The organism is Aminobacter anthyllidis (assembly GCF_018555685.1).
GTDB lineage: Bacteria > Pseudomonadota > Alphaproteobacteria > Rhizobiales > Rhizobiaceae > Aminobacter > Aminobacter anthyllidis.
The window spans coordinates 273500-286177 of sequence record NZ_JAFLWW010000003.1 but is presented as its reverse complement, the minus strand read 5'-3'; the positions used below and the strand labels follow the sequence as shown (position 1 = coordinate 286177).

11 protein-coding genes are annotated in these 12678 nt (G+C 63.3%); all 11 read left to right on the top strand.

The window, feature by feature from the left end; all coding sequences use genetic code 11:
- The first annotated feature begins 11 nt into the window (after nt 1-11).
- The 11 genes from nuoF to J1C56_RS10955 all read left to right on the top strand — a co-directional run bounded on the left by nuoF (nt 12) and on the right by J1C56_RS10955 (nt 12670).
- Nucleotides 12-1319, top strand: coding sequence for an NADH-quinone oxidoreductase subunit NuoF (gene nuoF / locus J1C56_RS11005; protein ID WP_214388946.1), 1308 nt, complete (start codon nt 12-14; stop codon nt 1317-1319).
- 87 nt (nt 1320-1406) lie between these two features.
- A complete protein-coding gene (locus J1C56_RS11000) occupies nt 1407-2117 on the top strand; it encodes an NADH-ubiquinone dehydrogenase (RefSeq protein ID WP_246591310.1) in 711 nt (236 codons plus the stop codon).
- A gap of 78 nt (nt 2118-2195) precedes the next feature.
- Nucleotides 2196-4277, top strand: a complete 2082-nt coding sequence (gene nuoG, locus J1C56_RS10995) for an NADH-quinone oxidoreductase subunit NuoG (protein ID WP_214388938.1) — start codon at nt 2196-2198, stop codon at nt 4275-4277.
- A gap of 8 nt (nt 4278-4285) precedes the next feature.
- The gene (nuoH, locus tag J1C56_RS10990) at nt 4286-5329 is read left to right on the top strand and encodes an NADH-quinone oxidoreductase subunit NuoH (RefSeq protein WP_067960748.1); all 1044 of its coding nucleotides are present in this window, start codon (nt 4286-4288) and stop codon (nt 5327-5329) included.
- Entirely contained in the window at nt 5329-5820 is a 492-nt protein-coding gene (gene nuoI, locus J1C56_RS10985; RefSeq protein ID WP_055970601.1) for an NADH-quinone oxidoreductase subunit NuoI, read from the top strand. Before nuoH ends, nuoI begins: the two co-directional genes overlap by 1 nt.
- Nucleotides 5821-5948: 128 nt before the next feature.
- On the top strand, nt 5949-6569 hold the full coding sequence (locus J1C56_RS10980; protein WP_214388936.1) for an NADH-quinone oxidoreductase subunit J: 621 nt from the start codon (nt 5949-5951) through the stop codon (nt 6567-6569).
- Between the two features lie 2 nt (nt 6570-6571).
- Entirely contained in the window at nt 6572-6880 is a 309-nt protein-coding gene (gene nuoK, locus J1C56_RS10975) for an NADH-quinone oxidoreductase subunit NuoK (RefSeq protein ID WP_067960754.1), read from the top strand.
- A gap of 10 nt (nt 6881-6890) precedes the next feature.
- Nucleotides 6891-8879 (top strand): NADH-quinone oxidoreductase subunit L, encoded by a 1989-nt coding sequence (nuoL, locus tag J1C56_RS10970; RefSeq protein WP_214388934.1) that lies wholly within the window; start codon nt 6891-6893, stop codon nt 8877-8879.
- A complete protein-coding gene (locus J1C56_RS10965; RefSeq protein ID WP_214388932.1) occupies nt 8879-10384 on the top strand; it encodes an NADH-quinone oxidoreductase subunit M in 1506 nt (501 codons plus the stop codon). The genes nuoL and J1C56_RS10965 overlap by 1 nt, the downstream gene beginning before the upstream one ends.
- A gap of 17 nt (nt 10385-10401) precedes the next feature.
- The gene (gene nuoN, locus J1C56_RS10960) at nt 10402-11838 is read left to right on the top strand and encodes an NADH-quinone oxidoreductase subunit NuoN (RefSeq protein WP_214388931.1); all 1437 of its coding nucleotides are present in this window, start codon (nt 10402-10404) and stop codon (nt 11836-11838) included.
- A 4-nt stretch (nt 11839-11842) separates the two neighbouring features.
- Complete coding sequence (locus J1C56_RS10955; RefSeq protein WP_214388930.1) at nt 11843-12670, top strand: biotin--[acetyl-CoA-carboxylase] ligase; 828 nt, start codon at nt 11843-11845, stop codon at nt 12668-12670.
- The last annotated feature ends 8 nt before the right edge of the window (nt 12671-12678 follow it).

The window sequence follows — 12678 nt, the reverse complement described above, 5'->3', positions numbered from 1 at the left end:
GGGGCAAGAACATGCTTGAAGACAAGGATCGCATCTTCACCAACATCTACGGCCGCTTCGACCAGTCGCTGGCCGGCGCGATGTCGCGTGGCCATTGGGATGGCACCGCCGGCATCATCGAGAAGGGCCGTGAGTGGATCATCAACGAGATGAAGGCGTCGGGACTGCGCGGCCGCGGCGGCGCCGGTTTCCCGACGGGTCTCAAGTGGTCGTTCATGCCCAAGAGCAACCCCGACGGGCGTCCGTCCTATCTCGTCATCAATGCCGACGAATCCGAGCCGGGCACCTGCAAGGACCGCGACATCCTGCGCCATGACCCGCATACGCTGGTCGAAGGCTGCCTGCTCGCCGGTTTCGCCATGGGTGCCGTTGCCGCCTACATCTATGTGCGTGGCGAGTTCATCCGCGAGCGCGAAGCGCTGCAGCGCGCCATCGACGAAGCCTATGACGCCAAGCTGATCGGCAAGAACAACAAGAACGGCTACGACTTCGAAATCTACGTCCATCACGGCGCCGGCGCCTATATCTGCGGCGAAGAAACCGCGCTGCTCGAAAGCCTCGAAGGCAAGAAGGGCCAGCCGCGTCTCAAGCCGCCGTTTCCGGCCAATGTCGGCCTCTATGGCTGCCCGACGACGGTCAACAACGTCGAGTCGATCGCTGTCGCGCCAACCATCCTGCGCCGTGGCGCTGCCTGGTTCTCCGGCATCGGCCGCCCGAACAACGTTGGCACCAAGCTGTTCATGCTTGTCGGCCACGTCAACACGCCCTGCACGGTCGAAGAGGCCATGGGCATCAGCTTCCGCGAGCTGGTCGAAAAGCACGGCGGCGGTATTCGCGGCGGCTGGGACAATCTTCTGGCGGTCATCCCCGGCGGTGCGTCGTGCCCGTTGGTCAAGGCCGAGGACATCATCGACTGCCCGATGGATTTCGACGGCCTGCGCGAGCGCAAGTCGTCCTTCGGCACGGCTGCCGTGATCGTCATGGACAAGTCGACCGACATCGTGAAGGCGATCGCGCGGCTCAGCTACTTCTTCAAGCACGAGAGCTGCGGCCAGTGCACGCCGTGCCGCGAAGGCACGGGCTGGATGTGGCGCGTCATGGAGCGCCTGGTGCGGGGCGAGGCGCACAAGCGCGAGATCGACATGCTGCTCGACGTCACCAAGCAGGTGGAAGGCCACACGATCTGCGCGCTTGGCGATGCGGCCGCATGGCCGATCCAGGGCCTGATCCGCAATTTCCGTCCGGAGATCGAACGGCGCATCGACGAGTTCTCGCGCAATTCGCACCGCGCCGAGCCGGTGCTGGTGGCGGCTGAATAAGGGTTTAAGTCAGAAAGTGCGGGCCAAAGGTCCGAAATAGGAAACGACGAGGCAGAGGCGAACGGCGAAGGCGACAAGGAGCTACCAATGTCGACATTTCCCATTCCCGAAAGTGCAGTGCCTGAGATGGAACGTTTGGAGCAGATGAACAGGGACTTCGCGGCCATGCTGCCCAAGGAGTTTGCCGGCGGGGCGAACCTCATGGTGCATCCCGCCGCGGGCTTCGCTGCTGCTTCGGCGCTCGGTGTCGGTATCGCCAGTCACGCTCTTGGTGTCTGGATCGGTGCCGTGTCAGGCGCATCCGAAGCCGCGCAGCGCCTGTTTTCGCCTGACTTCGGCGATTTTACCGGCGCGACGCATATCAAGTCGGCCGGTGTGGCGGCCAAGCGGGCGGAGGCAGAGACCGCCTCGCTGATCGCCGAGGTGAAAACCCTGGCGCGCAAGCTGGAGCAGGCCGAGGCGAAGCCGGTGGTTGCTGCGGCGACCGATGCGGTGGTTGTCGAGGCCGCTGTCGTTGATGAAGCCCCGGTGGGGCTTCAGCCTGAGGATTTCAGGCAGCCTGCATCGATCGAAAGGCCGGAAACGCATGACGATCTCAAGGCCATTTCGGGCATCGGTCCGAAGCTGGAGCAGGTGCTGAACGGTCTCGGCATCTGGACCTTTGGCCAGATCGCCGGCTGGACGGCGGAAGAGGTGGCATGGGCCGACGACTATCTCGGCTTCAAGGGCCGGATCGGTCGTGACGACTGGATAGGGCAGGCGGCGACACTTGCCGGCGGCGGCAAGTCAGCCGCTTGAATTGTGGAATTCGGGGCGCAGCGCAGGCCGCGCCCCTTGCAGGACGGAATGCGGATCATCCGCGGGATTTGAGGCGCTATGGCAAAGCTTAAGGTCGACGGGAAAGAGATTTCGGTACCCGACCACTATACGCTGCTGCAGGCTGCGGAAGAGGCAGGCGCGGAAGTGCCGCGCTTCTGCTTCCATGAGCGGCTGTCAATCGCCGGCAACTGCCGCATGTGCCTTGTCGAGGTGAAGGGCGGACCGCCCAAGCCGGCGGCGTCCTGCGCCATGGGCGTGCGCGACCTGCGTCCCGGCCCGAACGGCGAGACGCCGGAGATCTTCACCAACACGCCGATGGTCAAGAAGGCCCGCGAAGGCGTGATGGAGTTCCTGCTCATCAACCATCCGCTCGACTGCCCGATCTGCGACCAGGGCGGCGAATGCGACCTGCAGGACCAGGCGATGGCCTTCGGCCTCGACGGTTCGCGCTACAATGAAAACAAGCGCGCGGTCGAAGACAAGTACATCGGCCCGCTGGTCAAGACGATCATGACGCGCTGCATCCACTGCACGCGCTGCGTCCGTTTCACCACCGAAGTGGCCGGCATCTCCGAGCTTGGCCTGATCGGCCGCGGCGAGGACGCCGAGATCACCACCTATCTCGAGCAGGCAATGACCTCCGAGCTGCAGGGCAACGTCATCGACCTGTGCCCGGTCGGTGCGCTGACCTCGAAGCCCTATGCCTTCCAGGCGCGTCCGTGGGAGCTGACCAAGACCGAATCCATCGACGTGATGGACGCCGTCGGTTCGGCGATCCGCGTCGACACGCGTGGCCGCGAAGTGATGCGCATCATGCCGCGCATCAACGAGCAGGTGAACGAGGAGTGGATCTCCGACAAGACCCGCTTCATCTGGGACGGCCTGCGCACGCAGCGGCTCGACCGGCCTTACGTCCGCAAGGATGGCAAGCTCGCTCCGGCGACGTGGCCCGAGGCGTTTTCGGCGATCAAGGACGCCGTCGCCAAGACTTCGGCTGACCGCATCGGCGCCATTGCCGGCGATCTGGCGACCGTAGAGGAGATGTACGCGCTCAAGCAGCTGATCTCCTCGCTCGGCTCGAAGAACATCGATTGCCGCCAGGACGGCGCAGCGCTCGATCCTTCGCTCGGCCGCGCCAGCTATATCTTCAACCCGACCATCGAAGGCATCGAGCAGGCCGACGCCATCCTGATCATCGGCGCCAACCCGCGCTTCGAGGCTTCGGTGCTCAACGCCCGCATCCGCAAGCACTGGCGCGCAGCCAATGTGCCGGTTGCCGTCATCGGCGAGATCGGCGACACGCGCTACGACTACGAGCAGCTCGGCTCGGGCCCGGATACGCTCAAGGATCTGGCCGAAGGCAATGGCAAGTTCTTCTCGGTGCTCAAGAAGGCCTCGCACCCGCTGATCATCGTCGGCCAGGGCGCCATCGCGCGCTCTGATGGTGCTGCCGTGCTCGGCCAGGCCGCCAAGCTCGCGACTGCAGTCAAGGCCAGCCGCCCCGACTGGAACGGCTTTGCCGTGCTGCACACCGCGGCTGCCCGCGTTGGTGGCCTCGACGTCGGCTTCGTGCCGGGCGAGGGTGGCAAGAATGTTGCCGGCATGCTCGGCGAGACCGACGTGCTGTTCCTGCTCGGCGCCGATGAGCTCGACATGGCCAAGGCCGCAAGCGCGTTCGTCGTCTACATCGGTACGCATGGTGATACAGGTGCGCACCGCGCAGACGTCATCCTGCCGGCTGCCGCCTACACCGAAAAGTCGGGCACCTATGTGAACACCGAGGGCCGGGTGCAGCAGACCGGCCGCGCCGGCTTCGCGCCGGGCGAGGCCAAGGAAGACTGGGCGATCCTCAGGGCGCTGTCCGACGTGCTCGGCCACAAGCTGCCCTTCGATTCGCTGCCGCAGCTGCGCGCCAAGCTCTATGCGGAATTCCCGCATCTGCGCCGCATCGACGAGATCGACGCCGGCGACAATGACGACATCGCCAAGGTCGCCAAGCTCGGCGGCCGGCTGAACAAGGGTGCCTTCACCTCTGCCGTGAAGGACTTCTATCTCACCAACCCGATCGCGCGCGCGTCGGCGGTGATGGCCGAATGTTCGGCCTTGGCCAAGAACGGCTTCAAGCAGGCGGCGGAGTAAGGGCTGTCATGGATACCTTTTTCTCCTTCTACGTCCTGCCGGCGTTGATCATCCTCTTGAAGTCGGTCGTCCTGATCGTCGTCCTGCTGATCTTCGTCGCCTATATCCTCTACGCCGACCGCAAGATCTGGGCGGCGGTGCAGCTGCGCCGCGGCCCGAACGTCGTGGGCCCCTGGGGCCTGCTGCAGGCATTCGCCGATCTGTTGAAGTTCGTCTTCAAGGAACCGATCATCCCGTCCGGCTCCAACAAGGGCGTGTTCCTGCTCGCTCCTGTCGTCTCGGCGGTACTGGCGATCTCGGCCTGGGCGGTGATCCCGGTCAGCGAAGGCTGGGCGATCGCCAACGTCAATGTCGGCATTCTCTACGTATTCGCCATCTCCTCGCTCGAGGTCTATGGCGTGATCATGGGCGGCTGGGCCTCGAACTCGAAATATCCGTTCCTCGGCGCGCTGCGTTCGGCGGCCCAGATGGTGTCTTATGAGGTCTCGATCGGCTTCGTCATCGTCTGCGTGCTGCTCACCGTCGGCTCGCTCAACCTCACCGACATCGTGCTGTCGCAGGGCGACGGCATCGGCACGCGCCTCGGCCTGCCGAACACCTTCCTCGACTGGAACTGGCTCGTCCTGTTCCCGATGTTCGTGATCTTCTTCATCTCGGCGCTTGCCGAGACCAACCGTCCGCCCTTCGATCTGGTCGAAGCCGAGTCGGAACTCGTCGCCGGTCACATGATCGAATATTCGTCGACGCCGTTCCTGCTGTTCTTCCTCGGCGAGTATGTCGCGATCGTTTTGATGTGCGCGCTGACGACGATCCTGTTCCTCGGCGGATGGCTGCCGCCGTTCGACTTCGCACCCTTCACCTGGGTTCCCGGCGTGATCTGGTTCGTGCTCAAGGTCTGCATGGTGTTCTTCATGTTCGCCATGGTGAAGTCCTTCGTGCCGCGCTACCGCTACGATCAGCTGATGCGCCTGGGCTGGAAGGTGTTCCTGCCGATCTCGCTGGCAATGGTCGTGATCACCGCCGCCGTCCTCAAGCTTACCGGAGCCGCCTAATGTCCGCTCTCGCACAAGCCGCCAAATCGCTGCTGCTGCAGGACTTCGTCGGCGCCTTCTTCCTGTCGATGCGCCAGTTCTTCGCGCCCAAGGCGACGCTGAACTATCCGCATGAAAAGGGTCCGGTCAGCCCGCGCTTCCGTGGCGAACATGCGCTGCGCCGCTATCCGAACGGCGAAGAGCGCTGCATCGCCTGCAAGCTGTGCGAGGCGATCTGCCCGGCGCAGGCCATCACCATCGAGGCCGGCCCGCGCCGCAACGACGGCACCCGCCGCACGGTGCGCTACGACATCGACATGGTGAAGTGCATCTATTGCGGCTTCTGCCAGGAAGCCTGCCCGGTCGACGCCATCGTCGAGGGGCCGAACTTCGAATTCGCGACGGAAACGCGCGAGGAGCTGTACTACGACAAGGACAAGCTGCTTGCGAATGGCGACCGGTGGGAGCGCGAGATCGCGCGCAACATCGCTATGGATTCGCCTTATCGCTGAGGCTTGAACAATGGACGGGCCAAGCCGGCTCGTCTAAGGAACGCGCGACCTGCACCGGAGGCGGAGCAAGGACGTGAACAGGGCAGGGCGCAGATGCGTACTGCCCGAAAGGAAAACCGGGGGAACCCATGCTCAACGGACTTGAAGCGGTATTTTTCTACCTCTTCGCCTTCATCGCGGTGGCGTCGGCCTTCATGGTCATTTCGGCGCGCAACCCGGTTCACTCGGTGCTCTACCTGATCCTGACGTTCTTCAACGCGGCGGGCCTGTTCCTTTTGACCGGTGCCGAGTTCCTGGCGATGATCCTGCTCGTCGTTTATGTCGGCGCGGTGGCGGTGCTGTTCCTGTTCGTCGTCATGATGCTCGACGTCGACTTTGCGGAACTGAAGTCGGGCGCCCTGCAATATGCGCCGATCGGCGCGCTTGTCGGCCTGATCCTTGCCGCCGAGCTGATCGTGGTGACCGGTGGCTATGCCTTCACCCCGAAGCTCGCCACGGCCGTAGCCCAGCCAACACCCGATATCGCCACGCGCCACAACACGGCAGCACTCGGCGACATTCTCTACACGGATTACATCTACTTCTTCCAGATCGCCGGCCTTGTGCTGCTGGTCGCCATGATCGGCGCCATCGTCTTGACGTTGCGCCACAAGCCGAACGTCAAGCGCCAGGACATCTCGGCCCAGGTCGCCCGTACCCCGGCGACCGCGATCGAGATCAAGAAGGTCGAGACAGGCAAGGGAATCTGACCATGGTTGTCGGCATCGCGCACTATCTGACGCTTTCGGCGGTCCTGTTCACGCTCGGCGTGTTCGGCATCTTCCTGAACCGCAAGAACGTCATCGTCATCCTGATGTCGGTCGAGCTCATCCTGCTCGCGGTCAATATCAATTTCGTGGCGTTCTCGGCCCAGCTCGGCGATCTCGTCGGCCAGGTCTTTGCGCTGTTCGTGCTTACGGTCGCTGCTGCTGAAGCGGCAATCGGGCTTGCCATTCTGGTCGTATTCTTCCGCAACCGCGGCTCCATCGCGGTCGAAGACGTGAACATGATGAAGGGCTGACGGGACAAAAATGTATCAGCTAATCGTCTTCCTTCCGCTTCTCGGCTTCCTGATCGCCGGCCTGTTCGGCCGTTCGATTGGAGCGAAAGCATCCGAATACATCACCTCGGGCCTGCTCGTGGTGTCGGCCGCACTTTCCTGGGTTGCCTTCGTGACAGTCGGGCTCGGCCACGCCGAAGCCTTCACCGTGCCGGTGCTGCGCTTCCTCGACGTCGGCGGGATCCAGGCCGACTGGGCCCTGCGCATCGACACGCTGACGGTGGTCATGCTGGTCGTGGTCAACACGGTGTCGGCGCTGGTTCACATCTACTCGATCGGCTACATGCACCACGATCCGCATCGGCCGCGCTTCTTTGCCTATCTGTCGCTGTTCACCTTCGCCATGCTGATGCTGGTGACGTCGGACAACCTCGTCCAGATGTTCTTCGGCTGGGAAGGGGTGGGTCTCGCGTCCTACCTGCTGATCGGCTTCTGGTACAAGAAGCCGTCGGCGAACGCCGCCGCGATCAAGGCATTCGTCGTCAACCGCGTCGGCGACTTCGGCTTCCTGCTCGGCATCTTCGGCCTGTTCGTGCTGTTCGGCTCGGTCGAATTCAGCACCATCTTCGCCAGCGCTGCGTCCTACCTGCCGGCTGAAGGTGCTGCCGAGCATGGCGACACTGTGCTGAACTTCCTCGGCTATGCGCTCGACAAGCACAGCGCGCTGACCATCGTGTGCCTGCTGCTGTTCATGGGCGCCATGGGCAAGTCGGCGCAGGTGCCGTTGCACACCTGGCTGCCGGACGCCATGGAAGGCCCGACGCCGGTCTCGGCGCTGATCCACGCGGCGACCATGGTCACTGCCGGCGTGTTCATGCTGGCGCGCATGTCGCCGGTGTTCGAGCTGTCGCACTCGGCACTGACCGTCGTTACCTTCATCGGCGCCTTCACCGCCTTCTTCGCGGCGACCGTCGGCCTGGTGCAGAACGACATCAAGCGCGTCATCGCCTATTCGACCTGCTCGCAGCTCGGCTATATGTTCGTCGCACTCGGCATGGGCTTCTACTCGGCTGCGATCTTCCACCTGTTCACGCATGCCTTCTTCAAGGCGCTGCTGTTCCTGGGCTCGGGCTCGGTGATCCACGCCGTTTCCGACGAGCAGGACATGCGCAAGATGGGCGGTCTCCGGAGGCTGATCCCGACCACCTACTGGATGATGGTCATCGGCACGCTGGCCCTGACCGGCGTCGGTATCCCGGCGACGATCATCGGCACTGCCGGCTTCTTCTCCAAGGACGCCATCATCGAAGGCGCGTTCGTCGGCCACAATGCGGTCGCCGGCTTTGCCTTCACGATGCTCGTCATCGCCGCCTGCTTCACCAGCTTCTATTCGTGGCGCCTGATTTTCATGACCTTCCACGGCAAGCCGCGCGCTACCGCCGACGTCATGCACCACGTGCATGAATCGCCGCCGGTGATGCTGGTGCCGCTGTTTGTCCTGGCCGTCGGCGCGCTGTTTGCAGGCGTGATCTTCCATGACCAGTTCATCGGCGAGGCCTACAACGAGTTCTGGAAGGGCGCGCTGTTCACGCTCGACACGAACCACATCCTGCACGACTTCCACAGCGTGCCGATGTGGGTGAAGCTCGCGCCGTTCGCGGCCATGATTGGCGGTTTCGCCATGGCCTACCTGTTCTACATCCGCTCGCCGGAGATGCCGAAGGTACTGGCCGAACGCCATCGCGGACTTTACGCCTTCCTGCTCAACAAGTGGTACTTCGACGAGCTGTACGACTTCCTGTTCGTGCGCCCGGCCAAGTGGCTCGGCCGCTTCCTGTGGAAGAAGGGCGATGGCTGGCTGATCGACGGCTTTGGCGCCGATGGCATCTCGGCCCGCGTCGTTGACGTCACCAACCGCGTCGTCAAGCTGCAGACCGGTTACCTCTACCACTACGCCTTCGCCATGCTGATCGGCGTGGCGGCCCTCGTTACCTGGATGATGCTCGGGAGCTCCTTCTGATGTCTGGCGTTCCCATTCTATCGCTGGTCACCTTTCTGCCGCTGGTCGGCGCGTTCCTGATCCTGCTGATCAGGGACGATGGTGATGCCGCGCGCCGCAATATCCGCAATGTTGCGCTGTTGACGACTGTGTTCACCTTTGCGGTGTCGCTGCTGATCTGGATCTATTTCGACAATGCGGAAGCCGGCTTCCAGTTTGTCGAGAAGGCCGCCTGGCTCGATTCCGGCATTTCCTACCACATGGGCGTGGACGGCATTTCGATGCTGTTCGTCATCCTGACGACCTTCCTGATGCCGCTGTGCATCCTGGCAAGCTGGGAGTCGGTGGAAAAGCGCGTCAAGGAATACATGATCGCGTTCCTGATCCTGGAAACGCTGATGATCGGCGTGTTCTGCGCGCTGGATATCGTGCTGTTCTACGTGTTCTTCGAAGCCGGCCTGATCCCGATGTTCATCATCATCGGCGTGTGGGGCGGCAAGCGCCGCGTCTATGCCAGCTTCAAGTTCTTCCTGTTCACGCTGCTCGGCTCGGTGCTGATGCTGCTGGCCATCATGGCGATGTTCTGGCAGGCCGGCACGACCGACATCCCGACGCTTCTGGCGCACGACTTCCCGGCCAACATGCAGACATGGCTATGGCTGGCCTTCTTCGCTTCGTTTGCGGTGAAGATGCCGATGTGGCCGGTGCACACCTGGCTTCCGGATGCGCACGTCGAAGCACCGACTGCCGGTTCGGTCATCCTGGCGGGCATCCTGCTGAAGATGGGCGGCTACGGCTTCCTGCGCTTCTCCTTGCCGATGTTCCCGCTGGCGTCCGAGTTCTTCGCGCCGCTGGTGTTCGCCATGTCGGTCATCGCCATCGTCTACACCTCGCTGGTGGCGCTGATGCAGGAAGACATCAAGAAGCTGATCGCCTATTCGTCGGTTGCCCACATGGGCTACGTCACCATGGGCATCTTCGCGATGAACGAGGCGGGCGTGCAGGGCGCTATCTTCCAGATGCTCAGCCATGGCCTCGTCTCGGGCGCGCTGTTCCTGTGCGTCGGCGTCGTCTACGACCGCATGCATACCCGCGAGATCGCGGCTTATGGCGGCCTGGTCAACAACATGCCGAAATACGCGGTGGCCTTCCTGATCTTCACCATGGCCAATGTCGGCCTTCCCGGCACCTCAGGCTTCGTCGGCGAGTTCCTGACGCTGTTCGGCATCTTCCAGGTCAACACCTGGGTGGCGCTGATCGCGGCGAGCGGCGTGATCCTGTCTGCGGCCTATGCGCTGTGGCTCTACCGCCGCGTGGTGTTTGGCGCGCTGACCAAGGAAAGCCTGAAGGGTCTGTTCGACCTGTCTGGCCGTGAGAAGGTGGTGCTCTATCCGCTGGTCATCCTGGTCATCTTCTACGGCGTCTATCCGGCGCCGGTGTTCGACGCCACGACCGCTTCGGTCAAGGCGCTGATCAACAACGTAACCGTATCGATCGACGCCGCGCAGACCGCGGCGGCGAACTGACAGGGGTTTTGCGAACCATGACGCCCGAACTCCTTTCGAGCCTCTCGCTCTCCACGCCGGAGCTGATCATTGCCGTTGGCGCGCTGGCGCTGCTGATGATCGGCGTGTTCTCCGGCGAGCGCGCCAACTCGACCGTGACCGGTCTGGCTGTCGCGCTGCTGGTGGCGGCCGGTGCCTGGATGTTGGTGTTCGGCCATGACGGTGCGGGCTACGGCACGGCCTTCGTGTCCGATCCCTTCGCACGCTTCATGAAGTTCCTGACGCTGCTCGGCGCGGCGGTGACGCTGATCATGTCGGTTGGCTTCGCCAAGGCCGAGAAGTTCGACAAGTTCGAGTTCCCGGTGCTGGTGCTGCTGGCAACGCTCGGCATGCTGCTGATGATCTCGGCCAACGACATGCTGGCGCTTTATCTCGGGCTCGAGCTGCAGTCTCTGGCGCTCTATGTCATCGCCGCGATCAACCGTGACAATGTGCGGTCGACCGAAGCGGGTCTGAAGTATTTCGTTCTCGGCGCGCTGTCGTCGGGCATGCTGCTCTACGGTATCAGCCTCGTTTACGGCTACACCGGCCACACCTCGTTCGAGGCGATCGCCGCGGCGCTCTCTGGTGGCGAGCGTCAGCTCGGCCTGGTGTTCGGTCTGGTCTTCGTACTCGCCGGCCTGTGCTTCAAGATCTCGGCGGTGCCGTTCCACATGTGGACGCCCGACGTCTATGAAGGCGCGCCGACGCCGGTCACGGCATTCTTCGCCGCGGCCCCCAAGATGGCGGCGATGGCGCTGATCGTGCGCGTCACCATGGGTGCGTTCGAGCCGATCGGTACCGACTGGCAGCAGATCATCGTCTTCGTCTCGATCGCGTCGATGGCGCTCGGCGCCTTTGCCGCGATCGGCCAGAAGAACATCAAGCGACTGATGGCCTATTCGTCGATCGGCCACATGGGCTACGCGCTTGTCGGTCTGGCCGCCAACAGCGAAGCCGGCGTGCGCGGCGTGGTCATCTACATGCTGATCTACCTGGTGATGACGCTCGGCACTTTCGCCTTCATCCTGGCGATGCGCCGCAAGGACGGCAATGTCGAGCAGATCTCCGACCTCGCCGGCCTGTCGTCGACCAATCCGATGATGGCGACGATCCTGACCATCCTGATGTTCTCGCTGGCCGGCATCCCGCCGCTCGCGGGCTTCTGGGGGAAGTGGTACGTCTTCCTCGCCGCGATCAACGCCAACCTCTACGCGCTCGCAATCATCGGTGTCCTGGCTTCGGTGGTGGGTGCTTTCTACTACCTGCGCATCATCAAGATCATGTGGTTCGATGAGCCGGTCGGCGGTTTCCAGCCGATGGCCGGCGAGCTTCGCCTCGTGCTTGGCCTGTCAGGTGCGTTCGTGCTGTTTTACGTGCTGATTGGCGGCCCGATCGGGCAGATGGCGGAAGCTGCTGCCAAGACCTTCTTCTGACGGTATGGGATTCCAGCTCGCACCGACAGCAACTGCCGACGGTTTCCGCCTCGAAGCCCATGACGCCGTAGGTTCGACCAACGCACTGGCGCTGGAGCGGGCCATGGCCGGCGACCCGGGCAAGCTCTGGGTGGTTTCGAAGAAACAGGAAAGCGGGCGTGGCCGACGTGGCCGCGCCTGGGCAACGCCGGAAGGCAATCTCGCCGCGACCCTGCTCAAGGTTCTCGACCACGACCTGCAACATGCGGCGACACTCGGTTTCGTCGCCGGGCTGGCGCTGGCCGATGCGCTCGATGCTGTCGCGCCCAATGCGCGGTTTTCGGTTGGCGTCGATGGTGGCAGCGGGCAGGGCGTCAAGCGTTTCGAGCTGAAATGGCCGAATGACGTTCTGGCCTCGGGCGCCAAGCTTGCCGGCATCCTGCTTGAATCGACCTTGCTCGGGCAAGGGCGGCTGGCGATCGCCATCGGCATCGGCGTCAATGTCGTTGCGCATCCTGATGACGTACCGTATCCCGCGACCTCGCTTGGCAGCCTGGGTGCCGGTGTCGATGCCGAGACCTTGTTCCTTGCGCTCTCCGATGCCTGGAGCGAAAACGAGCGCATCTGGGCAGGCGGCAGGGGATTGGCATCGATCCGCAAGCGCTGGCTTGCCCGCGCGGCCGGACTCGGCAGCGAAGTCGCCGTGCGGATCGAAGGAAATGTGGTGCGCGGCGTCTTCGAGACCATCGACGAGGATTGCCGCTTCGTGATCCGTGACGCAAAAGGTGAAACGGTAAAGATCGCTGCCGGCGACGTGCATTTCGGCGCGGTCGCTTCGGCCGGCGCGGCCTGAAAGGCCTG

Bases quoted from the DNA above. Each gene is read 5' to 3' on its own strand.
- nuoN (WP_214388931.1), top strand. From the start codon at position 10,402: ATGACGCCCGAACTCCTTTCGAGCCTCTCGCTCTCCACGCCGGAGCTG.
- nuoH (WP_067960748.1), top strand. From the start codon at position 4,286: ATGGATACCTTTTTCTCCTTCTACGTCCTGCCGGCGTTGATCATCCTC.
- nuoL (WP_214388934.1), top strand. From the start codon at position 6,891: ATGTATCAGCTAATCGTCTTCCTTCCGCTTCTCGGCTTCCTGATCGCC.
- J1C56_RS10980 (WP_214388936.1), top strand. From the start codon at position 5,949: ATGCTCAACGGACTTGAAGCGGTATTTTTCTACCTCTTCGCCTTCATC.
- J1C56_RS10955 (WP_214388930.1), top strand. From the start codon at position 11,843: ATGGGATTCCAGCTCGCACCGACAGCAACTGCCGACGGTTTCCGCCTC.
- nuoF (WP_214388946.1), top strand. From the start codon at position 12: ATGCTTGAAGACAAGGATCGCATCTTCACCAACATCTACGGCCGCTTC.
- nuoI (WP_055970601.1), top strand. From the start codon at position 5,329: ATGTCCGCTCTCGCACAAGCCGCCAAATCGCTGCTGCTGCAGGACTTC.
- nuoK (WP_067960754.1), top strand. From the start codon at position 6,572: ATGGTTGTCGGCATCGCGCACTATCTGACGCTTTCGGCGGTCCTGTTC.
- J1C56_RS10965 (WP_214388932.1), top strand. From the start codon at position 8,879: ATGTCTGGCGTTCCCATTCTATCGCTGGTCACCTTTCTGCCGCTGGTC.
- J1C56_RS11000 (WP_246591310.1), top strand. From the start codon at position 1,407: ATGTCGACATTTCCCATTCCCGAAAGTGCAGTGCCTGAGATGGAACGT.
- nuoG (WP_214388938.1), top strand. From the start codon at position 2,196: ATGGCAAAGCTTAAGGTCGACGGGAAAGAGATTTCGGTACCCGACCAC.